This window comes from Shewanella sp. SR44-4 (genome assembly GCF_014163715.1).
Taxonomy (GTDB): domain Bacteria; phylum Pseudomonadota; class Gammaproteobacteria; order Enterobacterales; family Shewanellaceae; genus Shewanella.
The window spans coordinates 99,749-123,551 of record NZ_JACJDU010000005.1 but is presented as its reverse complement, the minus strand read 5'-3'; the positions used below and the strand labels follow the sequence as shown (position 1 = coordinate 123,551).

Here is a 23,803-nt window from a genome sequence, read left to right as displayed (position 1 = left end):
ATGTGGGATTATTCAAAGTAACGCAGAGTACCGGATATGACTCAATAACCCTGAGATTGACAATAATCGAGTACTAGAGATTTTTCACATATCAACGTTTTTAACGTTGCAGTTTTTAACGTTGCAGTTTTTAGCGTTATAATTTTTAGGGTTATCGTTTTTAGGGTGTAAACAACAGGGGCTTTTAGCGAGGAATATTCGCGGCGCGCAAGATGCGCTACCGCGATAGATGTAACTGACTGACTAGCTTAGAATACTTCACCCGTTTCAAGGTCAATATTCTCATCACTTTCTGTTTTAGAATCTGATGCATTAGCACCACCATTCAATAACATCGCACGTAAAGTGGTATTAATTTCACTGGCAATGACGGGGTTTTCAGTCAAGAATTTACCTGCATTAGCACGGCCTTGACCAATTTTCTCGCCTTTGTAGCTATACCAAGCACCCGCTTTATCAACTAACTTGTGCGCAACACCTAGATCGACTAACTCACCAGTACGGTTAATACCTTGTCCATAAAGGATTTGGAATTCAGCTTGCTTAAATGGAGCCGCAATTTTGTTTTTAACCACTTTAACGCGGGTTTCATTACCGACAACTTCGTCGCCGTCTTTAATGGCACCGGTACGACGAATATCTAAACGTACTGAAGCGTAGAACTTTAGTGCATTACCACCGGTAGTTGTTTCTGGGCTACCAAACATCACACCAATTTTCATACGAATTTGGTTAATAAAAATAAGCAAAGTATTTGATTGCTTAAGATTACCAGCCAGCTTACGCATAGCTTGGCTCATCATACGAGCGGCAAGGCCCATATGTGAATCACCAATTTCACCTTCAATTTCAGCTTTTGGCGTTAACGCTGCAACAGAATCGACCACAATAACGTCTACAGCACCAGAACGAGTTAACGCATCACAAATTTCTAACGCTTGTTCGCCTGTATCTGGCTGTGAACAAAGTAAGTTATCAATATCTACGCCTAACTTTTTCGCATAAATTGGGTCAAGAGCATGTTCAGCATCAATAAACGCACAAGTTTTACCTTCGCGTTGCGCTGCGGCAATCACTTCAAGAGTTAACGTCGTTTTACCTGATGATTCTGGACCGTAAATTTCAACGATACGTCCCATTGGTAAACCGCCCGCACCGAGTGCGATATCCAATGAAAGCGAACCGGTAGAGATAGTTTCAACATCCATTGTGCGATCTTCGCCCAACTTCATAATTGAGCCTTTACCAAATTGCTTTTCAATTTGGCTTAAAACGGCGGCTAGTGCTTTCTCTTTATTTGGATCAACCTTCATTATAAAACCCTCTTAAGGCATTCAATACGTTTAGTAAAATGCTATTTCGACTTAGGTGAAGTGACGTGAATCATTTCAATATGTTCATCAGTATACTGTATAGTCATACAGTATCAAGTGCTGAGCTGATTTTTTTTTAAACCTTTGAGAATTGATCATTTACATCAATATTTTATCCTCATAAAATTTTTTGTTTGAATCTATTTATACGCTGGGGGCAAATATTGTTAAGATTAGCCCCATAAGATTTACGTCCTACGATTGATTAATAGTGAAGTGTTCATAATGACAGTGATTGATACCAGCGATTTAGAAAAACACACCCCGATGATGCGCCAGTATTTGGGCTTAAAAGCGGCCCATCCTGATATGTTATTGTTTTATCGAATGGGTGATTTTTATGAGCTGTTTTACGATGATGCTAAACGCGCTTCTGAAATGCTGGGTATTTCACTGACGGCTCGTGGAAAAAGCGGCGGTGACCCGATTCCCATGGCAGGCATTCCATATCACGCTGTCGAAGGCTATTTAGCAAAATTAGTTAACATTGGTCAGTCTGTAGCCATTTGTGAGCAAATTGGTGATCCAGCCACATCAAAAGGCCCTGTTGAGCGCCAAGTGGTGCGCATTGTTACCCCTGGCACCTTAACTGACGAAGCTCTACTGCAAGAAAAACAAGACAATTTATTGGCAGCACTGTATCAGGGTAAAAGCGGTTTTGGTTACGCGACTTTAGACATTTCGTCTGGTCGTTTTGTTGTTGCAGAATTACCCACTCGTGAAGCTTTAGAAGCCGAATTACAGCGGACAAATCCAGCAGAGTTACTTTACAGTGAAGATTTTGCTGACATGTTATTAATCAATAACATGAAAGGCATCCGTCGTCGCCCAGAGTGGGAGTTTGATTACGACACGTGTATTAATTTACTGCTCAATCAATTTGGCACCAAAGATTTGCACGGTTTTGGTATTACTGATGCACGATTGGCGTTACAAGCTGCAGGTTGTTTAATGCAGTATGTAAAAGATACCCAAAAGATGGCGTTACCACATATCAACTCGATTGTGCGCTTTAATCAATCTGAATCTATTATTTTAGATGCCGCAACTAGACGTAATTTAGAGTTAACTCAAAATTTATCTGGCGGGCGAGAAAATACCCTCTCATGGGTATTAGATAATACCGCAACCCCTATGGGTAGCCGTATGTTACAACGCTGGATACATGAACCATTACGCAATCGTCAAACTATTCAATATCGCCATAGCGCAGTCAGTGAACTCATTGAACAAGACTTATATCAAACCTTACATGAGCAACTAAAAAGCTTAGGTGATATCGAACGTATTATGGCTCGTTTAGCACTACGCAGTGCCAGACCACGTGACTTTTCACGTTTAAAGCAAGCACTAACGCTTCTGCCTGAAATCCAACAAACATTAGCAACATGCCAACAACCTCGATTAAATACGTTAGTGCAATTACTGGGTGAATTCCCTGAACAACATGATTTATTAGAACGCGCTATTGTAGACAACCCTCCCATGTTAATTCGTGATGGTGGCGTTATCCGTACTGGCTATAATAATGAGTTAGATGAATGGCGTAAGTTGAGTGAAGGCGCCAGTGATTATTTAGTCGAACTTGAAGCTCGTGAGAAACAACAAACGGGGATTAACACCTTAAAAGTCGGCTATAACCGAGTTCATGGTTACTATATTGAAGTGAGCCGTTTACAGTCAGATAGAGTGCCACTGAGCTATCAGCGTCGTCAAACACTCAAAGGCACCGAACGATATATCACCCCAGAATTGAAAGAATACGAAGAAAAAGTACTTTCAAGCCAAGGCAAAGCACTTGCGCTTGAAAAACAACTGTGGGAACAACTGTTTGACTTATTGTTACCTAAATTACAAGAATTACAGCAGTTTGCAACGGCTGCTACCGAGTTAGATATATTAAGTAACTTTGCCGAACGAGCACAATTATTTAATTATCAATGCCCACAAATGACCCACGATATTGGTATTAATATTGAAGCGGGCCGCCATCCAGTCGTTGAACGAGTTAGCCAAGCAGCATTTATTGCTAATCCGGTAGCGTTAACACCGCAGCGCCAAATGCTTATTGTCACAGGCCCGAATATGGGCGGTAAATCTACCTATATGCGTCAAGTTGCATTGATTACATTGATGGCACATATCGGCTGTTTCGTTCCAGCAGACCATGCTCAAATTGGTGAAATCGACCGAATTTTCACCCGTATTGGTGCATCAGATGATTTGGCATCGGGCCGATCAACCTTCATGGTTGAAATGACCGAAACGGCTAATATTTTACATAATGCTACTGCAAACAGTTTAGTGTTGATGGACGAAATAGGTCGCGGCACCTCGACTTATGATGGTTTAGCGCTCGCTTGGTCTGCTGCTGAATATCTAGCCAAAAATGTCAGTGCACTGACATTATTTGCTACTCATTATTTTGAGTTAACCCAATTGCCCGAGCTGTTACCGTCAGTCATTAATGTTCACTTAGATGCAATAGAACACGACGACACAATTGCCTTTATGCATTCGGTACAAGAAGGTGCGGCAAGTAAAAGTTATGGCCTACAAGTTGCGGCCCTAGCGGGTGTGCCGGCATCAGTCATTAAAGCGGCAAAACATAAGCTTCATCAACTTGAAAACCGAGATATGACGTTATCTCAACAGAACCCAACTCAAGTAAGTATGAACTTATTACCTCCGATACCAGAGACCTCACCCGTGTTGGAAAAGTTAGCCCAAATTAATCCAGACGAGTTGACACCTAAACAGGCGTTAGATTATTTATATGAGTTGAAGCGATTAAGTCACACGAGCACCGAGCTACGAAAATAACTGGCCAAGTGAATTGTTGAACTGTGGAAGCCTGTAAAGGCTTCCATTTCAATGACGTATTAGGTGTTACATCAAACGAGTAACGCCCCTGAAATACGATGAAATGAACCAACAGTATTAAAATACCATCAGTAATACCTAGGTTATATCGTCAAGTTGCCACTACACAACGCTTAAATTAAGTTGGCGATTAGTAGGATAAACCTAAGCGCATGAGCAAAATTAAAATGCTCATATAGGTTTTAACCCTAATATCGCAATACCTTAATTGACCTTATTGACACATTAATGATGACATATCATTTGTGTGTTGGTGATAGTCAACCGCCTAATATTCACAATAAACGTTCACTATCCATTAATCTCTGAATAATGCTTCAACCGACAGTCCTTGCGCCCCAAGTAAGTCTTTTAAGCGTTTAAGCGCTTCGACTTGAATTTGACGTACACGCTCACGTGTTAAACCAATTTCGGCACCGACATTCTCTAATGTTGAAGGTTCATATCCGAGTAAACCAAAACGTCTTGCTAACACTTCGCGTTGTTTAGTGTTTAATTCGTTTAACCAGCCCACTATCGAATTAGATAAATCTTCATTTTGTACCCGATAATCAGGGCCAACGGAATCATCATCAGCAATAACATCTAATAATGCCTTCTCATTATCGCCACTCAGAGGCGAGTCTACCGAAGTAATTCTTTCGTTTAACTTCAGCATACGGCTAACATCACCGGTCGACACATCTAACTTTTCGGCGATTTCTTCTGCGGTCGGTTCGTGATCAAGTTTTTGGGCAAGCTGTCTTGCTGTACGCAAGTACACATTTAATTCTTTTACAATATGAATTGGTAGACGGATAGTGCGAGTCTGGTTCATGATCGCCCGTTCAATGGTTTGTCTGATCCACCACGTTGCATAAGTGGAAAAACGGAAACCACGCTCAGGATCAAACTTTTCAACCGCTCGAATTAAGCCTAAATTGCCTTCTTCGATCAGATCGAGCAGCGCTAAACCACGATTGTTATATCTCCTGGAAATTTTAACAACAAGACGGAGGTTACTTTCTATCATGCGGTTGCGAGACTTTTCGCAGCCTTTGAGGGATTTACGTGAAAAAAACACTTCTTCCTCTGCTGTCAGTAGCGGAGAAAAACCTATTTCACCTAAATATAATTGAGTAGCGTCTAAATTTTTTTGTAAGTCATCTTGGACTTTTTCTTCAATATCAAGTTGTTGCACCAAATCTCGTTTACCGGTTGCAACTTCTGGTGGTTGTTTAGCTAGATCGACAAGATATTCTGCTGAAGCAGTATTATTTTTGCGGCTCATAATTGCTCTCCCAAACCTAATTTGTGGTATTTAATCTACTTCACTTGCTTATCCTCCGTTATTTATGTTGCTAAACAATTACTGTTTAGGTAGATATCGTAATGGGTTGACAGACTTACCATGAAATCGTACTTCAAAGTGAAGCATAACTTGGTGTGTCCCGGTACTGCCCATTTTTGCAACTGTTTGTCCTGCACTCACATATTGCTTTTCTTTAACCAATATCGTGTCGGCATGCGCATAAGCACTTAAAAAATCATCATTGTGTTTGATAATAACTAAGTTGCCATACCCGCGCAGTGCATTACCGGCATACACGACTCTCCCATCTGCTGCGGCTTTAATAATATCGCCGCGATTACCAGCAATCTTTATACCTTGATTGCCTTGTTCTGATGCCGAAAAATATCCCACTATTCGGCCTCTAACTGGCCAGTGCCATTGCTGAACTTGCTGTAGCAAATTAGCGACAGAACCACTCGCACTTTGGTTAATTGTTTGTTGGGTAGTTGTTACAGAATACGCAGGCTTCACTTTGTGATCAAGATCTTTTTTCGTTCTGACTGAAACGACTGCTGGGACTGGGTTTGGCGCAACCGTAGGTTTGATTGTTTTTAATATAGAACTATTCGAACTCGAAATATAGGGTTTAGTAACGGCTTGGGTTTGTACTGAATTAACAGAAGGTTGGGATGCTCGAGCAGGTGCCGATTGACTATTATTTGTAGTGGCTAAATTAAGCGTTTGACCAGGATAAATAGTATAAGGAGCCGATAAACGATTCAAACGGGCAACTTCGACAAAATTACGTCCAGCCCCCCAAGCTATTGAATAAAGTGTGTCACCTTTCTGTACTTTATATTTATCGGTTTTTAATGAGCCTTTATGATACCGAGGACCATGATTTTTTGACGATAAGCTGTCTACCGGTGCGGGACGATCAGCTTGAAAGCTGCATCCAGTGAGCATGATTGCTAAGACCACAAAGTTGGGCCAACCGGTATTCATCAAACAAAGTCCTTAACGGGGAAATAGGTGATTGTTAAGCTAAATAAGCTTACTCCAAACGAAAATATCAATAATGGATAAAGTTCATTTGTATCGTGTTAACTAAGCCAAATCTCCATTAATGAGAGGAACAAATTTAACGGCCTCTATTATCTCAGATTTGAATGTCTGTCCAATGCGGGTAATTTTGAGTAATTGCTGGGTGTCTTCTCCTACCGGAATAATCAATACTCCATGTTCGGATAATTGTTCAAGCAATGCTTGAGGTACTGTCGCAGCAGCAGCGGTCACCATTATGCCATCAAATGGTCCACGGTTTGACCACCCTTGCCAACCATCACCATATTTGAATGCGACATTATGTAAATCTAGACGTTTTAGTCTTTGACGAGCTTGTATTTGTAATGCTTTTATACGCTCAATTGTGAATAACTCTGGAATTAACGATGCTAAAACAGCGGCTTGGTAACCTGAACCAGTGCCAATTTCTAACACTTTTTGAGGATTATGTTGCAGCAACAGTTCAGTCATTCGAGCCACAATATAAGGCTGCGAAATTGTCTGTCCCTGCCCGATAGGTAATGCCGTATTCTCATACGCCTTATGAGCTAATGCACCATCAAGGAACAATTCACGTGGTGTTGTTGCTACAGCATGCAATACCGCAGGATGTCGAATCCCTGCCTCGGCCAGCTTTTTGGCCAAATTCATTGCTGATGTAGAAGCTACACGAGTCATATTTTTATTATCCAATCGGCTAATCCATCAAGTTGATTGTATGCCGTTAAGTCTACCGTGAGTGGCGTTATAGATACATATCCCGCAGCTACAGCACCAAAGTCAGTCCCTTCACCGGAATATTGTTCACTGCCAACAGGACCAAGCCAGTATATATCTTTACCCGCTGGATCTTGGGTTTTTATCATACCTTCGGCTTTATGTCGCGCTCCTAAACGGGTAACTTTAATCCCTTTAATTTGTGCTAAAGGTAAATCTGGAACATTAACATTCAAAATTTGATCACGACTAATAGGATGTTGCAGCAACCCTTTTACAATTTTGGCTGCGTAAACAGCTGCTGTATCGTAATGGATTAATGATTTTCCAACCAGTGACACAGCAATAGCAGGTAAACCTAAAAAACGTCCCTCCATTGCAGCTGCAACAGTGCCTGAATATAAAGTGTCATCCCCCATATTCGCCCCGGCATTAATACCAGAAACGACAATATCAGGTTCGGTTTGACACAATTGCCTAATCGCGAGATGCACACAATCTGTCGGTGTACCATTAACCGAAACATAGCCATTTTCTAAGTTATTAATTCTTAATGGATTAGTCAAGGTTAATGAATTGCTCGCACCAGAGCAATTACGATCCGGTGCGACAGTTAATACTTGCGCAAACTCACTCAATGCGAGGGTTAATGCAATGATACCGGGAGCTCTCACGCCATCATCATTACTGACTAAAATATTAATCATTAATTAACACTCTTCATTTGTTTGTGCTTGTTGCTCAGCAACCATGACTTTTCGTTGCGACTCTTGGACATCTTGGTAATCAGCGAGCTCGCGTAACACCGAGGTGGCATAACTCCCTGCAGGTAACACAAATTCAAGTGTGAGCGTATCAGCATCAAACTGCCATTTCATTCCTTGAGGCTCAAGTAATAATGGCCGTCTCTCTTGCGATAAACCCGCTTCTTCGAGTCCCTGTAAATCGGCCGATAATTCAGCTAATGGCGTTAACTCTAAAGCTAATGCCTCACCTTGTGCTAATGGTGTTCCCCGTCCCCAAAGAGGAGCTGAAAGTTGAATATCTTTTTCAGCTAAGCGGCTGTTGAGAACATCATCCCATACTTCGGCGGTAAAATAGCTTTTACTGCCAGCTAACATCACGCAATCGCCAGCGACGGTATCGACCTGATGATTAGCTAAACGAAATGACACTACCTGATTGAATATATTGGAACGCACGGCCGATAAATACATGCTGCGCTTATGGCGATCTTTTATGTTTCGACCACCACTGAGCATTTGTCGACCTAAGATCAGGTTTTTACCATCATGGCCAAAGCGTTGCTCACCAAAATAATTGGGGACACCGAGTTTGGCTATCTGCTGTAAACGAGATTCGACATCGGCAGTATCATTGATATTACGCAATGTCAGTACAAATCGATTTCCAAGTAAGGCGCCAATACGCAATTTTTTACTGTGACGACTGCTCGACAGAATGGTTAATTTATCGTCATTTAGCTCTGTCCACTCTGGCGTTTCTTTACCAGGAATACGTATGCCGAACCATTGTTCAGTAATAGCATTTTTGTCTTTCTGACCGGCATAGGTCACTTCTTTGGGATGCACTTTAGCAAATTTAGCTAATATTTCAGCAACATATACGGTATTCATGCCATTTTTACGTACATGAAGCATATGATGCTCGCCTTCCCCTGTTGGGGTAAAAGGCAAAATTTCTTTAACAATAAAGTCGCTGTTATTGGTACGTAAATCAGCTTGGCTTATTGGTTTACCAAATAGATAATGTAATTCTTTCATGTGACAGAACTCTCTATATTTTGTAGGTTATTGGCTCTTCATCAACACAACAGCTTCAACAGCAATGCCTTCTTTACGTCCAGTAAAACCGAGATTTTCGGTAGTCGTCGCTTTAACATTAATATTATCGATATCTGTTTGTAAGTCAGCACTTAAGCACTGACGTATGGCTTCAATATGGGGTGCCATCTTAGGTGCTTGAGCAATAATGGTGACATCTAGATTACCTAAAACAAACTGCTTTTGCAGTGCAAGTTGATAACAGTGTCTTAATAGCACTCGACTATCGGCACCAGCAAAATTAGCATCAGTATCAGGGAAATGTTTACCTATATCACCTAACGCCATCGCCCCTAATATCGCATCACTAATGGCATGCAGTACAACATCACCGTCAGAATGGGCAATCAGTCCACAGTCATAAGGAACAGTAACACCACCTAAAATCAATGGGCTATCACCGCCAAATTTATGTACATCAAAACCATGACCGATACGAATATTCATTTAAAAACCTTATCTTAACTTGCTTTGAACTAATATTAACGAGTGTGGTTATTTCAGTTAATTATTGTTGCGCCAGAAACAGAGTTGCCAACTGTAAATCATCTGGATGAGTCACTTTGATATTATCCATTCGGCCATTAACCAATCCCGGCATAATACCAGCCCATTCCATGGCACTGGCTTCATCAGTAATAGGTACCTGCGCCGCTAATGCTGCCGATAAGTGGGTTCGTAAAATCGAGACCGGGAAATACTGCGGCGTTAATGCATGCCATAGCAACGAGCGGTCGACAGTATGAACAATATGACCACTGGCGTTACTGCGCTTCATGGTGTCGCGAACGGGTGCAGCAAGAATGGCACCCTGAGGATGAATAGCTACCGACTCAATCAATTGGGTAATATCTTGGTGGGTTACACAAGGTCTTGCCGCGTCATGAACGAGAGCCCACGCATCTGGATTATGACTATGCGCATAGTCTAACGCAGCTAAAACAGAATCAGCACGCTCTCCACCACCAACAACTTGGGTTAACTTAGGATGTTTAGATTGTGGCAATTGGCTAAAATAATTATCTTGTGGATGCAATGCAACAATAACCTGAGCTATATCAGGGTGAGCTAACAATGTATCTAATGTATGGCCGAGAATGCTTTGTTGGCCAAGCATTAAATATTGCTTAGGTTTGTCAGCCCCCATGCGACTGCCAACACCTGCAGCAGGCACAATTGCAATAATGGAACGAGGATTGTTTGACATATATGCAGTACCAATATTTAAAGTAATATGACTGAGGGTTAAACCTGCTGTGCAACCTGCGTTAACGATTAAATGGGTTCCGTTCACGTAGTTCGCTACCCACGACCCGATAAAACGTTTCGCCGTCTTTCACCATACCTAATTCGTTACGGGCACGTTCTTCAATGGCTTCTGTGCCACTTTTCAAATCGATAATTTCTTCTTTAAGAATTTGATTTCGAGCGACAAGCTTGCCATTACTTTGTTCTTGGCCTGCTATTTGGGTTTGCAATAAGACATATTCTGACAAATTGTTATCGCCCAACCAAAGCCGGTACTGTAAAAGTGACAATAAACAAATCAGTAAAAATATTAGTTGCTTCATAATATTAACTTATGTCGAAGTAATCCTTAGAAAATATGTCCGTTATAGTACAACAAAAAAGGCCACCGAGTGGTGGCCTTTTTAAGCTAAAGCAAAAATATTATCCTTGGCCTTTCACTTCTTTAAGACCGTTGTATGGTGCTTTTGAACCTAGAGCTTCTTCGATACGTAGCAATTGGTTATATTTGGCAACACGGTCACTACGGCTTAGTGAACCCGTTTTGATTTGGCCAGCCGCGGTACCAACAGCTAAATCAGCAATCGTTGAATCTTCTGTCTCGCCACTACGATGAGAGATAACAACAGTAAAACCTGCATCTTTAGCCATTTTAATTGCAGCCAATGTTTCGGTTAAAGTACCGATTTGGTTGAATTTAATCAAAATAGAGTTAGCGATGCCGTTGTCGATACCACGCTTAAGGATTTTAGTGTTTGTTACGAATAGATCATCACCTACTAATTGGATTTTATCGCCCATTAGTTTAGTTTGGTGAGCAAAACCATCCCAGTCAGACTCGTCCAGACCATCTTCGATAGAAACGATTGGGTAGCGTTCAGTAAGACCTTGTAAGAAGAAGTTAAATTCTTCAGAAGTAAACTTCTTGCCTTCACCTTTAAGATCGTAGATGTTGGCTTCTTTGTCGTAAAATTCAGAAGCAGCACAATCCATCGCTAACGTGATGTCTTTACCTAGCTCGTAACCGGCGTTGGCAACAGCAACTTTAATTGCAGCAAGTGCAGCTTCGTTAGATGCTAGGTTTGGAGCAAAACCACCTTCATCACCAACCGCAGTTGAGTGACCGTCAGCTTTAAGTACTTTAGCAAGGCTGTGGAATACTTCCGCGCCCATACGTAGGCCTTCACGGAAAGTTTTAGCGCCAACAGGTTGGATCATAAACTCTTGAATATCAACGCTGTTATCGGCGTGCTCGCCACCATTGATGATGTTCATCATTGGAAGAGGCATAGAGTAAACACCTGGTGTACCGTTTAGATCAGCAATGTGAGCATATAAAGGGACGTGTTTAGCCGCAGCGGCAGCTTTTGCAACTGCTAGAGAAACAGCAAGAATGGCGTTAGCGCCAAATTTTGCTTTATTTTCGGTACCGTCTAAGTCAATCATGATTTGGTCAAGTTCAGCTTGAGCCAATGCATCTTTGCCTTTTAGTGCTTCAGCAATTGGGCCATTAACAGCAGCAACCGCTTTAAGAACACCTTTACCTAAGTAACGTGCTTTGTCGCCATCACGCAGTTCTAATGCTTCGCGACTACCGGTTGATGCGCCAGATGGTGCCGCAGCCATACCAATAAAACCGCCTTCTAAATGCACTTCTGCTTCTACAGTTGGGTTACCGCGCGAATCCATAATCTCGCGACCAATCACTTTAATGATGTTAGCCATAATTCCCTCGTACTTTGTGTAAGTAAATTAAAAAATTAAAAGAAATAAAAAGTTAATACCAATAAAAATACATAACAGACTTAAAAAAGCAGATTTATTGGTATATAACTTTCAGTTTAGTAATTTTAAATCGGTTAGTGCTTAGGATAAATCGAATTAGACTTTGCATCAACTTAGTTTTCACTGCAGTTACACGCCATCAATGCGATTATATGATCTAACGCAAGTATCTTGAATAAAAAAGCCGCTAATGGATACATTAGCGGCTGATTCATTAATCGATATCGCGTTTTTGATACGCATAAGAAGCGGCTATGAACCCTTCAAATAATGCATGACCGTCGCGCGGTGTTGAGGTGAATTCTGGGTGGAATTGACTCGCAACGAACCATGGGTGATTAGGCAATTCAATCATCTCAATCAGTTTACGATCAGATGATAAACCACTAAACACTAAGCCGGCCTTTTCTAGGCGATCGATGTAGTTGTTATTCACTTCGTAACGGTGACGATGACGTTCAACACAGGTTGCAGAATCATAGGCTAATGCCGCTTTTGTGCCTTCTTTTAAATGACATAGCTGAGCGCCTAAACGCATAGTGCCACCTAAATCTGAAGACTCATGACGCGTTTCGACATCCCCTTCTTCATTAATCCACTCAGTAATTAAACCCACTACCGGATAAGGTGTCTGTGGATTAAACTCAGTTGAGTGCGCACCTTCTAAACCTGCTACATGGCGAGCAAATTCAATTAATGCTACTTGCATACCTAAACAGATACCAAAGTACGGAAGATTGTTTTCACGAGCAAATTTGGCAGCAAAAATCTTGCCTTCTACGCCACGTTCGCCAAAGCCGCCTGGTACTAAAATACCGTCTAGGCCTTGCAATACTTCTTCGCCTTTAGCTTCAACTGTTTGTGAATCAATGTACTTAATGTTCACTGTTACACGGTTTTTTAAGCCTGCATGCTTTAATGCTTCATTCACCGACTTGTATGCATCAGGGAGTTCAATGTACTTACCTACCATACCAATAGTGACTTCACCATTTGGATTGGCTTCTTGATAAATAACGTTTTCCCACTCAGACAAATCAGCTTCGTTACACGCTAAATTAAAACGTTTGATGACTAAATCATCTAATCCTTGCGAGCGTAATAACGCAGGGATTTTGTAGATGCTATCAACGTCTTTTAATGAAATAACCGCACGTTCTTCTACGTTGCAGAATAACGAAATTTTAGCTTTTTCATTGGCAGGAATTGCACGGTCGCCACGACAAACCAGTACATCCGGTGCAATACCAATTGAACGCAACTCTTTAACAGAGTGTTGCGTCGGCTTGGTTTTAATTTCGCCTGCAGCGCCTAAGAACGGCACTAAGGTTAAATGCATAAATAGTGTACGTTCGCGTCCTAATTCAGAACCTAACTGACGAATAGATTCAAGAAACGGCAATGATTCAATGTCACCTACCGTGCCACCGATTTCTACAATCGCGACATCATGGCCTTCACCACCAGCTAACACTTTTTCTTTAATCGCGTTAGTAATGTGTGGAATAACCTGAATGGTTGCGCCTAAATAATCACCACGACGTTCTTTACTAATCACTTCTTCGTAAATACGACCAGTAGTAAAGTTATTGCGACGATTCATTTTAGTACGAATGAAACGTTCGTAATGACCTAAATCGAGATCGGTTTCAGCACCATCTTCAGTCACGAAAACTTCACCGTGCTGAGTTGGGCTCATGGTACCCGGATCGACGTTAATATAGGGGTCAAGTTTCATAATGGTTACATTGAGGCCACGCGCCTCTAAAATTGCCGCGAGCGAAGCTGCTGCAATGCCTTTACCTAGTGATGAAACAACGCCACCAGTAACGAAGATATACCTTGTAGTCATGCTGAACCTGAGAAAATGTGTTGGAAAAAACGTGCTTGTAAGAAAGCACTAGGACGGGGCGATATTATAGCAAAGCCACCTCGTTTCGACAAACTTAAACGCGCTAATTTTAGCTTAATTTATGTTTTCGTGTTGTTTTACCACATTCCAATAGTGGTCTAATTCTTCCAAGCTATGCTGTTGTATCGGTTTTCCACTATTGTCTACACATTGCTCAACCCCTCTAAATCTACGTTCAAATTTATGATTGGCTTGACGTAGTGCTTGTTCAGGATCAACGTTTAAATGACGAGCAAGGTTCACTACAGCAAACAATAAATCGCCCATTTCATCAACAATTCTCGGTTGATAAAATTCAGGGTCTTGATGTCGTAGATTAACTTCTACCAGTACTTCATTCATTTCTTCATGTATTTTGGCAACAACAGGCTCAAGCTCGGCCCAATCAAAGCCAACTTTAGCCACTCGATGTTGAATTTTTCGTGCTCTAGATAACGCGGGTAATGCTTGAGGGATATCATCTAACGCTGAGTGCAATTTTTTTTGCTGACGTTCATTGGCTTTTAACGAATCCCACGCTTGGCTTAAATCGTGAGTATTGGTGATGGCACCAACAACGTTGTTTTCTGACTGAGCAAATACATGTGGATGACGGCGAATAAGCTTATCGCTAATTCGCGCCACTACCGTCGAAAAATCGAACTTACCTTGCTCTTGCCCTAATTGGCAATAAAACACTATCTGAAACAATAAGTCGCCCAGTTCATCAGGTAACTCTTCCCATGCTTGTCGCTCAATAGTATCAACAACCTCATAAGCTTCTTCTAAGGTAAAGGGCACAATACTGGCAAAATCTTGCGCTTGATCCCAAGGACAACCAGACTCGGGGTTGCGCAATTGCTGCATGATGGTCAGTAACGATTGAATATCTGCCACAGAAACGGTCCTCTATTGTAAAGATAAAATCTAATGAAAAAGGCACCTAACAAGTAGATGCCTTCAAGATAAGTCCATGATGTTAATTACGTTATAATCGACGCGACTCAATCACACCATCAACAAGCGACAGTTTACCGAGAATCCGTGATAAACCATCTAAATTATACAATTCAAGTTCAAGCTCTACGGTGGCCGTTTGGCTTTTAACATCAGAAGATGAACTCATGGCCATCACATTGGATTTCTCTGCCGCTAGCACTGTGGTTAAATCTCGTAATAAGCCACTGCGATCATGGGCAAGTACTCTAACGCGAATACGATAACCACCAGAGTAGTTTTCACCCCAAATCACATCGACACTGCGTTCTGGGTGGGCACGCATTAATTCTTTCACTTGCTCGCAATCACTACGGTGCACAGAAATACCCCGTCCCATAGTAATATAACCAAAAATTTCATCGCCGGGAACGGGTTGGCAACAACGCGCAATGTGGCTCATTAAATTACCAACACCATTAACTTCGACTTGGCCTTTACTCGACTTTTTAGGCTTATGCGACGCTTTCTTTATAATGTCTTCAAGTAAGTTTTCGTCAGTGTCTTCTACTTTGCGAATTTTGGTATCGGTAAAATTAACCACTTGATTTAAGCGTAAATCGCCGCCACCGATAGCCGCCAGCATGTCATCCATAGAGTTTAAATTAAAGCGCTCTACCGCCACTGCCGCATCTTTAACTTTAAGACCCACTCGGGCTAATTCAGACTCAAGCATTTCTTTACCCGCGGCAATATTTTTATCGCGGTCTTGTTGCTTAAACCAATGTTGAATTTTTGAACGCGAACGTGACGACTTGATATAACCTAAATTAAGATTGAGCCAGTCACGTTTTGGATTGGGTGTTTTTGACGTGATAATTTCAATGCGCTCACCCGTTTCAACTTGGTAAGTGAATGGCACAATGCGGCCGTCGACTTTTGCACCAATACACTTATGACCCACTTGAGAGTGAATATAATAAGCAAAGTCGAGTACGGTAGAACCTAAAGGTAAATCAACGACTTCACCACTTGGGGTAAATACATAGACTCGGTCTTCAAATACTTGGCTACGGACTTCGTCAACCAAATTACCACTTTCAGCGACATCTTCTTGCCACTGTAAAATTTTACGCAACCAGTTAATTTTTTCTTCGTAACCCGTTTGTTTGGTATTGCTGGCACCTTCTTTGTATTTCCAGTGCGCGGCAACCCCAAGTTCAGAATCTTGATGCATCGCCTCGGTACGAATTTGAATTTCTACGGTTTTGCCTTCAGGACCAACAACTACGGTATGAATAGATTGATAGCCGTTCGGTTTTGGATTTGCAACGTAATCGTCAAACTCACGCGGAATGTGGTGCCAAAGGTCATGCACAACCCCTAACGCGCCATAGCAATCTTGTAATCTTTCGGTGACAATACGTACAGCTCGGACGTCAAAAAGCTCATCAAACTTGAGATCTTTGCCCTTCATTTTTCGCCAAATACTGTAAATGTGCTTCGGGCGGCCGTACACTTTGGCGCGAATATCATCGCTATCTAAACGCTGCTGCAACTGAGTCACAAACTTGTCGATAAACACTTCGCGGTCGACACGTTTACCATCAAGCTGTTTGGCAATGTCTTTGTAAACAGTTGGATGCAAGTAGCGAAAAGAAATATCTTCAAGCTCCCACTTTAATTGACCAATGCCTAAGCGGTTTGCTAATGGCGCATAAATATCAGCAATTTCTCGTGCTAATAATACCCGAGTTTCTTCATCGGCGTTTTTTACCGCACGCAGTAAGCATACACGTTCGGCTAATTTGATCACTACGGCACGAACATCTTCAACCATGGCCAATAACATTTTTCGGATGTTATCTATTTGAGGTTCGGCATCGCGCGAATTTTGACTGACTTTTAATGCGCCAATGGCATTCATGGTCACAACGCTGGCAACTAACCTTGCAAGGTTTTCACCGTATTGCTCTAGGATTTGTTCGTCATTGAGAACGCCAGCATCGAATAGCAAAAATAATACTGCGGCTTGTAGCGTTTCGATGTCCATATTCAGCGGCGCTAAGATTTCGATCATTTCGCGAGCACGCGCAAGCAGCTCAGTATGGGCCAGTTTGTTTCTAACCGGTAAGGCCTCAACTTGCTGGATCAATACCAATAACTTCTGAGCATCATCTTTGTCGTCGAGATAACGAGCGACCCACTCATCTAATTGGAATACTTGCGTATTAAAATGTGCTTCGCGAACAGATACCATGAACCCTTCCTTAGCCGCATGACCGACTGACATCCAACCATATGCACATGGCATAGTGTGCATATATGGTGTTAACACCAACTGAACAACCTATCTTGAAGCGCAATATTATTTTGTCAATTCAATAGCGTTCAGTTGGCTAATTTTTTAGCATACCTATCGTAAGCGGCTAAAAAATCGTTGTTTAAATATTTAATTCAAATAACACCATGGCTTCAATATGATGCGTCTGCGGAAACATATCGACTAATCCTACTTGGGCAATTCGATATCCACTGGCTAATAATACACTACTGTCACGCGCTAAACTTGCCGGATTACATGAAACATACACCACTTTTTTAGGTTGCATTTTCTGTAACCATTGTAAACTTTCAAAAGCACCTGCTCGAGCAGGGTCCAGCAACAGTTTATCAATTTTGCCTAACCATGTTTGTGTCGATAGATCAGCACTTAAATCCGCATGATAGAAAGTCACATTATCCAATTGGTTGTCGACAGCGTTTTGCTTGGCTTGTTGCACCATTTCAGGCACACCTTCAACACCAATGACTTCTGCTGCCTTTAATGCCAACGGTAAACTGAAATTACCCACACCACAGAATAGGTCTAAAATACGCTCACCTGGTTGAGGGTCTAACCATTGGATGGCTTGATCGACCATGGCCTGATTAATAGCACCATTAACTTGGACAAAATTACCAGGAGTGAATGAACAACAAACAGCCTCCTGTGCAAGATGATAATAAGGTAACGCGACAGCTTCATCACCCGCGGCATCAACAACAGGCAGCAAGGGGAACAATTGGGTTAATTGACCAGCATCATCTTGCAATAATAAGTTAAGCTGGTGTTTTTCGGCAAAGCCCGTTAACCAGCGAATATCAGATGCTGGCAACACTTTAGTCACTCTTACTACCGCAAAATTACCGTTATCAGCTTGGGTGAGTTCAACGTGCCCTAAACTGGCCTTAGCTTTAAGTTGATTTAAATTAGCCGCTAATGGAGTAATCAAAGCAGACAATGACTCAGATAACACTGGGCACTGCTGAATGGAAACAATTTTATTGCTATTTCCGGCGCGAAACCCAAGTTGTAACCGCTGAGTATTTTTATCAAATAATGTGGCCAATCTTGCGCGTCGGCGATAATGCCAGGCCTCACCCACTATAGGGTCAGCGATAATATCAGCATCAATGGCTTTAGCACTCGACAGCTTGCTGATTAAATCAACCAAGGCGGTTTGCTTATGCTCGCGTTGCGCATTAGTGTCCATGTGCTGCAAATCACAACCGCCACATTGTTGATAATGTGGGCAATGAGGTTTGATTCGATTAGCCGATGCAGACTCAATATTGATGAGCTTGGCTTTAGCGTAGCTTTTCTTTTGTTCGACAAATTGCACCGTAGCGGTCTCTCCCGGTAAGACTCCCGGAATAAACACTATTTTGCCTTGATGTTGCGCTATGCCTGCACCTAAATGGTCAAGTTGAGTGACACTGAGGCTTAACTTTGCTGATAATTGCTTAGATTTGTTCGGTTTTGCTTGGAAAAATTGTGCCATTTCGGCCTCAGGTATTGAATAAAAAACTAGTCAAGAGTGCGCCATATCTGGCAGTCTAGACGGAATAACAGCGATTTAGTAACAGGGATATACCTAACAGCCATGAAAAGTGCCAACAATATGACCAAATACAGCCTACGCTCTTGGGTTCTGGTACTTGCGTTAGCGCCCACTATTGTAGTGGGTATTCTACTTGGAAGTTATTTCACGATAAACCGCTTTTATGAATTGGAACAAACCTTAATTGAAAAAGGCAGCAACATTGTTGAGCCATTAGCCATTGCCAGTGAATTTGGTATTATCACTCAAGACCGTGAATCAACTAAACTTTTACTCGCCGCCTCGCAGATAAACAATGCATCGCTAATCTTATCTATTGCTGTTTTTGATGCCGAAAACCAACTATTTGTCACTTCGCACTACCACAAAGATTTTGAAACGATGCGTTACAAACAAACGCTGGCAAACTTAATCGGTACAGAACATGAAACGATTGGCGATACCTTAGTCATTCGTGTGCCAATAATATCCCATACTGGGTTAGAACAAAAACATGTTGCCAGTATAAATCGTCAAAGTAACAGCGACATCGATAATAATGCCTCTACCAATGGTGTCGTTGCGCCAATTTACAATAATCAACAAGAGCGAATATTAGGCTACATATCAGTATTACTAAATAAAGAGAACGCCTTGCTCGAACAACATCGAGCGGCTATAGCGGCGTTTATTATCGTATTAATCGGCGTGCAATTTAACCTATTTTTTACCTTCCGCTTAGTCAAACACGTGAACTACCCCATTACCGAAATGGTGCGAGTGGTAGCCAAAATTCGTGAAGGTAAACTCGACACTCGCCTAGAAGGCAACTTGATTGGGGAACTGGATCTACTCAAACGAGGGATCAACGCAATGGCAAGTTCATTGTCAGAATATCACGATGAAATGCAGCAAAATATTGATCAAGCAACCTCTGATTTACGCGAAACCCTCGAGCAGATTGAAATTCAAAACGTTGAGCTCGATATTGCCAAAAAACGCGCGCTTGAAGCGAGTCGGATAAAATCAGAATTCTTAGCCAACATGTCGCACGAGTTACGTACACCACTCAATGGTGTCATAGGATTTGCAAGACAGTTATTAAAAACACCTCTGCATACTAGCCAGCTCGACTACATAAAAACCATTGAACGCAGCGCCAGTAACCTACTGGGTATTATTAACGATATTCTCGACTTCTCTAAACTTGAAGCCGGTAAAATGATATTAGAAAAAATGCCTTTTGCACTGCGAGAAACGCTAACTGAAACCCTGACTATTATTGCCGGTAGTGCACAAGAGAAAGGCCTAGAACTGGTTATCGACATTGATGCTAATGTGCCAGAAAGTGTCAGTGGCGACGCGATGAGAGTCAGCCAGATTATTACTAACTTAGTCGGTAACGCTATTAAGTTTACCGACAAAGGCAGTGTCATACTCAAAATACACTTAGTGGGTCAGGACGAAGATAACATTACCCTGCGCTGCGAAGTTATTGACACCGGTATTGGTATTGATGAGAGTCAGCAAGAATATTTATTCCAAGCATTTGGTCAAGCCGACTCATCCATTTCACGTCGCTTTGGAGGCACAGGATTGGGCTTAGTGATTACTAAACGCTTAATCAACCAGATGGGTGGCCAGATAGGCTTTACCTCGGCCCCCAATAAAGGCTCAAATTTCTGGTTTATTCTGCCACTTGGGATCAGTCAATTTGAAATTGGCGAAGTGTTGCCGGTTGATGCATTGCAACATAAATCAATCTTATTATATGAACCACGGGAATTAACCCGCGATACATTAAATCGCCGCTTAGTGTCGTGGCAATTAATTATCACTAATGTGGCCAATCCAGAAAATCTCACCTCCGTGTTACAAACTAAAAACAGCAAATTTGATTACATCATCATGAGCTGCCATGGTTTTGCCGACAATGCGTCTTTTATCCATTTATTACAGCAAGCCAAACAACATACCGACTGTCTGATTTTATTACATGACTGTCTAGACCAAGACATGATAATCAATGTGCTAAAAGTCAACGCAGATGTGTTGCTCAGCACCCCAGTGAGCGATTTTACCCTAGCGCATCATTTAATATATCCACCAGTACCTTCTACTTTTGTCAGTTTACCTGAGCAAATAAATCTTGATGTAACACAACGCCTCAATGCATCAGTATTAGCCGTTGACGACAACATGGCCAATCTAAAGTTAATTGATACTTTGCTCAAAGAACTAGTCGACAATGTGGTGACCGTTAATAATGGCGCCGATGCGATTCAACAAGCTAAAAAACAAGCATTTGACCTAATCTTCATGGATATTCAAATGCCAGGAACCGACGGCATAACCGCAACCCAGCAAATACGTTCAGAATCACTCAACCGTAATACGCCGATTATTGCAGTAACGGCACATGCTATAGCAGAAGAGCGTGAGAATATTTTAGCTAGCGGTATGGATGGTTTCTTGCCTAAACCGATTGATGAATTATCACTAAAAAGCGTTATCAGCCGCTGGATAATTAAACCTCAATTTACTCATTTCGACACCCATGTTCTCAATTGGGATTTATGTTTAACCCAAGCAAACCAGAAAACTGATTTAGCCTTAGACATGTTAAAGATGTTAGTTAATTCATTACCGGAAACAACCGCAACTATCGATAAAGCATTAATAGCCAGAGATGCAGAGACACTGTTGCAGGCAGTGCATAAACTGCATGGTGCAACATGTTATTGCGGTGTACCGACAACACAAAAGCTCTGCCGGGATATTGAGTCAGCATTAAAGCATAAAATTGACATCGATGACCTAGAACCTGAAATACTAGAGTTACTTGATGAGTTAACTAAGGTAGAATCAGCTGCAAATCAAGTGATAAACCAGCTATCAGTGGATGTTCCCAATGACCAGTAAAACCGGTTTTTTTAAACGCCTAAAGGCATTGTCGTTACCTCAGAAGCAACTTTTTGCACTCGCACTGTGTCAAAGAATGCTCCCAAACTATCAATTATTTTCTGAAGTATGTGAATTTGGCCAACCGCAGGTATTAAGTACTGCGCTAGAGTTATTATGGCAAAGCCAATATGACAAAAAGCTTAAGTTCAATATTGATGTGCATTTACAGCGCCTCGATGAAAACACCCCTGATCCTAGCGAGTTTGAAGCCTATGGTGCTTATCCCGCCATGGATGCGGCTGTAGCCATTGCCACCTTAATGGGTGCGATAGATGGAAAAATTGAAGAAGATATTACTAACATCAGTAAGTTATCATCAAGTACTGTCGCCAATTATATTGAAGCTATTAGCGATGAGTCATTAATGGATGAAGAACTCGATGAGTTTGTTTTTTCTCACCCAGTAATGGAACAAGAAAAAGAATTACAAGGCATGTTACTCGACATTGTCGAAGCCAATCCAGACATAACCAGCGAACTGGTTAAAGGTTTACGTAAAGATATTATCGAAGCAGGTGTGTCTAATATTGGTATTAGCCTGTAGCAAAAACTTGTAGCACGGATCGGTTACTGCCAATAAACGTCATTTAGCCTGAAATTATTCAGGCTTTTTATTAGGTGTCGCGCCATGAGAAGAATTTTTTATCAAGGTTTCACTTTCAGTAACACCAATGGTAAAACTGATAACTGGACGCTAGTGATTGGCAATCAAGTACGAGTGGGTTCGTTATTTGAGTTAAGACGGCAAGTGCATTTTTTTTCTGAACTTGGAATATTACCTCCACCGAAAATATCAAAAGCGAATTTAGCCTTAAAATCTGACAAATAATCACTCGTTTAACTTTAGCCTAATTGCATCCGCCTATCGAAAAGCAGTAAAGTGACCTTATTATCATTTTGCTAAGGAATTGCGAGGGATGTCCAGTATTCTTACCCCGCTAATCGCTGTATTTATTATTATGCTGCTCGGCAGTATTGTTCAAAAAATGCGACTGTTGCCAGCAGACACCGATTTGATCCTCAATCAGTTTGTTTATTACATTGCTTTCCCCGCTATATTACTGATTGTGCTAGCTGAAACGCGCATTGAAGACATTATTCAATGGGGCTTTATCGGTGGGTTTAGTCTGGCGATGATCATCACTTATGCTTTAGTGATTGTTGTATCACTAATTCGCACACCTAAAAAACAAGCAGTTGCCGCCATGCGCGCATTAAATGCTACGTTTGGTAATACCGCATTTATTGGCATTCCATTGCTGAGTTTATTATTCCCAGGTCATAAAATGGCATTAGTCGCTGCAGCGATTGCCAGCTTGTTGTCGGTGTTCATGTTTGCTTTTGCTTTAGTATCAATTGAGCTAGCCAGCCGTGATAAACAATCAACCGACCATGCCATCGTCATCATGGCTAATGCCCTGTATAAAAACCCAATCGTGGTTGGCAGTGTTATTGGCATCGGTTTATCAGCACTGCATATTACCTTACCGGATAGTTTGGCCTTAATGCTACATCAGGTGGGAAATACCTCTAGCCCATGTGCACTGTTTGCTATAGGAATGGTACTTGCCAAAGCATTACGACATCAATCTGGCACAAAAATGTTCAGTGTTGGTTTGATTGCGGAACTGAACTTAATCAATTTACTCAAGCTAATTATTCAACCTTTAATTGCCTTTGGTTTACTCAAACTGTTCGGCGTAGAAAAGGAATTACTGACCATGGGAGTCATTTTGGCAGCGTTACCGACAGCAGCAAGTGTGTACCTTTTGGCCGACCGCTACCAAATTAACGCCAATGTCAGCGCCCAAGGTATTTTATATGGCACATTAATCACTTTTATCAGTTTGCCGATAATAGAAACACTTTTAAAATCCATTGCTTAATGATCAATCAAATCTAGATGATAAAATAGTCAGCGATAATTATTCCTCAACCACTTTACTGTATATAAAATCAGT

19 protein-coding genes are annotated in these 23,803 nt (G+C 41.6%); 5 read left to right on the top strand and 14 right to left on the bottom strand.

Going from position 1 to position 23,803, the window contains the following annotated elements:
- Window positions 1-248 precede the first annotated feature (248 nt).
- On the bottom strand, window positions 249-1,313 hold the full coding sequence (gene recA / locus H5125_RS04290; RefSeq protein ID WP_059746422.1) for a recombinase RecA: 1,065 nt from the start codon (window positions 1,311-1,313) through the stop codon (window positions 249-251).
- A gap of 285 nt (window positions 1,314-1,598) precedes the next feature.
- Here recA and mutS point away from each other — a divergent pair, with 285 nt between their 5' ends.
- On the top strand, window positions 1,599-4,196 hold the full coding sequence (mutS, locus tag H5125_RS04285) for a DNA mismatch repair protein MutS (protein ID WP_182743626.1): 2,598 nt from the start codon (window positions 1,599-1,601) through the stop codon (window positions 4,194-4,196).
- 358 nt (window positions 4,197-4,554) lie between these two features.
- Here the strand turns inward: mutS and rpoS are convergent, their stop codons facing one another.
- The 13 genes from rpoS to rlmD form a co-directional block, all read right to left on the bottom strand.
- Window positions 4,555-5,526: an RNA polymerase sigma factor RpoS gene (rpoS, locus tag H5125_RS04280; RefSeq protein ID WP_101085622.1), complete on the bottom strand. Its 972-nt coding sequence runs from the start codon at window positions 5,524-5,526 to the stop codon at window positions 4,555-4,557.
- A 78-nt stretch (window positions 5,527-5,604) separates the two neighbouring features.
- Complete coding sequence (locus H5125_RS04275) at window positions 5,605-6,537, bottom strand: peptidoglycan DD-metalloendopeptidase family protein (protein WP_409085808.1); 933 nt, start codon at window positions 6,535-6,537, stop codon at window positions 5,605-5,607.
- Between the two features lie 99 nt (window positions 6,538-6,636).
- Window positions 6,637-7,272 carry a protein-L-isoaspartate(D-aspartate) O-methyltransferase gene (locus tag H5125_RS04270; RefSeq protein WP_101086297.1) on the bottom strand — a complete coding sequence of 212 codons (636 nt, stop codon included), beginning with the start codon at window positions 7,270-7,272 and terminating at the stop codon, window positions 6,637-6,639.
- Entirely contained in the window at window positions 7,269-8,018 is a 750-nt protein-coding gene (surE, locus tag H5125_RS04265) for a 5'/3'-nucleotidase SurE (protein ID WP_182743624.1), read from the bottom strand. Before surE ends, H5125_RS04270 begins: the two co-directional genes overlap by 4 nt.
- Before the next feature lie 3 nt (window positions 8,019-8,021).
- On the bottom strand, window positions 8,022-9,095 hold the full coding sequence (gene truD, locus H5125_RS04260; protein WP_182743623.1) for a tRNA pseudouridine(13) synthase TruD: 1,074 nt from the start codon (window positions 9,093-9,095) through the stop codon (window positions 8,022-8,024).
- A 27-nt stretch (window positions 9,096-9,122) separates the two neighbouring features.
- The gene (ispF, locus tag H5125_RS04255; protein WP_101085630.1) at window positions 9,123-9,602 is read right to left on the bottom strand and encodes a 2-C-methyl-D-erythritol 2,4-cyclodiphosphate synthase; all 480 of its coding nucleotides are present in this window, start codon (window positions 9,600-9,602) and stop codon (window positions 9,123-9,125) included.
- 61 nt (window positions 9,603-9,663) lie between these two features.
- Window positions 9,664-10,362 carry a 2-C-methyl-D-erythritol 4-phosphate cytidylyltransferase gene (ispD, locus tag H5125_RS04250; protein WP_162024290.1) on the bottom strand — a complete coding sequence of 233 codons (699 nt, stop codon included), beginning with the start codon at window positions 10,360-10,362 and terminating at the stop codon, window positions 9,664-9,666.
- A 61-nt stretch (window positions 10,363-10,423) separates the two neighbouring features.
- On the bottom strand, window positions 10,424-10,726 hold the full coding sequence (gene ftsB, locus H5125_RS04245; RefSeq protein ID WP_101085633.1) for a cell division protein FtsB: 303 nt from the start codon (window positions 10,724-10,726) through the stop codon (window positions 10,424-10,426).
- Window positions 10,727-10,826: 100 nt separating this feature from the next.
- The gene (gene eno, locus H5125_RS04240; protein WP_101085635.1) at window positions 10,827-12,128 is read right to left on the bottom strand and encodes a phosphopyruvate hydratase; all 1,302 of its coding nucleotides are present in this window, start codon (window positions 12,126-12,128) and stop codon (window positions 10,827-10,829) included.
- Between the two features lie 274 nt (window positions 12,129-12,402).
- Entirely contained in the window at window positions 12,403-14,040 is a 1,638-nt protein-coding gene (locus H5125_RS04235; RefSeq protein WP_101085637.1) for a CTP synthase, read from the bottom strand.
- 114 nt (window positions 14,041-14,154) lie between these two features.
- Entirely contained in the window at window positions 14,155-14,976 is an 822-nt protein-coding gene (mazG, locus tag H5125_RS04230; protein WP_182743622.1) for a nucleoside triphosphate pyrophosphohydrolase, read from the bottom strand.
- 91 nt (window positions 14,977-15,067) lie between these two features.
- On the bottom strand, window positions 15,068-17,275 hold the full coding sequence (gene relA, locus H5125_RS04225; protein ID WP_182743621.1) for a GTP diphosphokinase: 2,208 nt from the start codon (window positions 17,273-17,275) through the stop codon (window positions 15,068-15,070).
- A gap of 184 nt (window positions 17,276-17,459) precedes the next feature.
- Window positions 17,460-18,839, bottom strand: a complete 1,380-nt coding sequence (rlmD, locus tag H5125_RS04220) for a 23S rRNA (uracil(1939)-C(5))-methyltransferase RlmD (protein ID WP_182743620.1) — start codon at window positions 18,837-18,839, stop codon at window positions 17,460-17,462.
- A 102-nt stretch (window positions 18,840-18,941) separates the two neighbouring features.
- Here rlmD and barA point away from each other — a divergent pair, with 102 nt between their 5' ends.
- The 4 genes from barA (at window position 18,942) to H5125_RS04200 (ending at window position 23,728) form a co-directional block, all read left to right on the top strand.
- Window positions 18,942-21,800: a two-component sensor histidine kinase BarA gene (barA, locus tag H5125_RS04215; RefSeq protein ID WP_182743619.1), complete on the top strand. Its 2,859-nt coding sequence runs from the start codon at window positions 18,942-18,944 to the stop codon at window positions 21,798-21,800.
- Window positions 21,790-22,386, top strand: a complete 597-nt coding sequence (locus tag H5125_RS04210; protein ID WP_101085646.1) for a YjaG family protein — start codon at window positions 21,790-21,792, stop codon at window positions 22,384-22,386. The genes barA and H5125_RS04210 overlap by 11 nt, the downstream gene beginning before the upstream one ends.
- Window positions 22,387-22,470: 84 nt before the next feature.
- A complete protein-coding gene (locus H5125_RS04205) occupies window positions 22,471-22,671 on the top strand; it encodes a DUF3319 domain-containing protein (RefSeq protein WP_101085648.1) in 201 nt (66 codons plus the stop codon).
- A gap of 88 nt (window positions 22,672-22,759) precedes the next feature.
- Complete coding sequence (locus H5125_RS04200; protein ID WP_101085650.1) at window positions 22,760-23,728, top strand: AEC family transporter; 969 nt, start codon at window positions 22,760-22,762, stop codon at window positions 23,726-23,728.
- Window positions 23,729-23,803: the final 75 nt, after the last annotated feature.

Excerpts from the sequence above, each read along its gene's own strand:
- recA (WP_059746422.1), bottom strand. The coding sequence starts at position 1,313 with ATGAAGGTTGATCCAAATAAAGAGAAAGCACTAGCCGCCGTTTTAAGC.
- mutS (WP_182743626.1), top strand. The coding sequence starts at position 1,599 with ATGACAGTGATTGATACCAGCGATTTAGAAAAACACACCCCGATGATG.
- rpoS (WP_101085622.1), bottom strand. The coding sequence starts at position 5,526 with ATGAGCCGCAAAAATAATACTGCTTCAGCAGAATATCTTGTCGATCTA.
- H5125_RS04270 (WP_101086297.1), bottom strand. The coding sequence starts at position 7,272 with ATGACTCGTGTAGCTTCTACATCAGCAATGAATTTGGCCAAAAAGCTG.
- surE (WP_182743624.1), bottom strand. The coding sequence starts at position 8,018 with ATGATTAATATTTTAGTCAGTAATGATGATGGCGTGAGAGCTCCCGGT.
- truD (WP_182743623.1), bottom strand. The coding sequence starts at position 9,095 with ATGAAAGAATTACATTATCTATTTGGTAAACCAATAAGCCAAGCTGAT.
- ispF (WP_101085630.1), bottom strand. The coding sequence starts at position 9,602 with ATGAATATTCGTATCGGTCATGGTTTTGATGTACATAAATTTGGCGGT.
- ispD (WP_162024290.1), bottom strand. The coding sequence starts at position 10,362 with ATGTCAAACAATCCTCGTTCCATTATTGCAATTGTGCCTGCTGCAGGT.
- ftsB (WP_101085633.1), bottom strand. The coding sequence starts at position 10,726 with ATGAAGCAACTAATATTTTTACTGATTTGTTTATTGTCACTTTTACAG.
- eno (WP_101085635.1), bottom strand. The coding sequence starts at position 12,128 with ATGGCTAACATCATTAAAGTGATTGGTCGCGAGATTATGGATTCGCGC.
- H5125_RS04235 (WP_101085637.1), bottom strand. The coding sequence starts at position 14,040 with ATGACTACAAGGTATATCTTCGTTACTGGTGGCGTTGTTTCATCACTA.
- relA (WP_182743621.1), bottom strand. The coding sequence starts at position 17,275 with ATGGTATCTGTTCGCGAAGCACATTTTAATACGCAAGTATTCCAATTA.
- rlmD (WP_182743620.1), bottom strand. The coding sequence starts at position 18,839 with ATGGCACAATTTTTCCAAGCAAAACCGAACAAATCTAAGCAATTATCA.
- barA (WP_182743619.1), top strand. The coding sequence starts at position 18,942 with ATGAAAAGTGCCAACAATATGACCAAATACAGCCTACGCTCTTGGGTT.
- H5125_RS04210 (WP_101085646.1), top strand. The coding sequence starts at position 21,790 with ATGACCAGTAAAACCGGTTTTTTTAAACGCCTAAAGGCATTGTCGTTA.
- H5125_RS04205 (WP_101085648.1), top strand. The coding sequence starts at position 22,471 with ATGAGAAGAATTTTTTATCAAGGTTTCACTTTCAGTAACACCAATGGT.
- H5125_RS04200 (WP_101085650.1), top strand. The coding sequence starts at position 22,760 with ATGTCCAGTATTCTTACCCCGCTAATCGCTGTATTTATTATTATGCTG.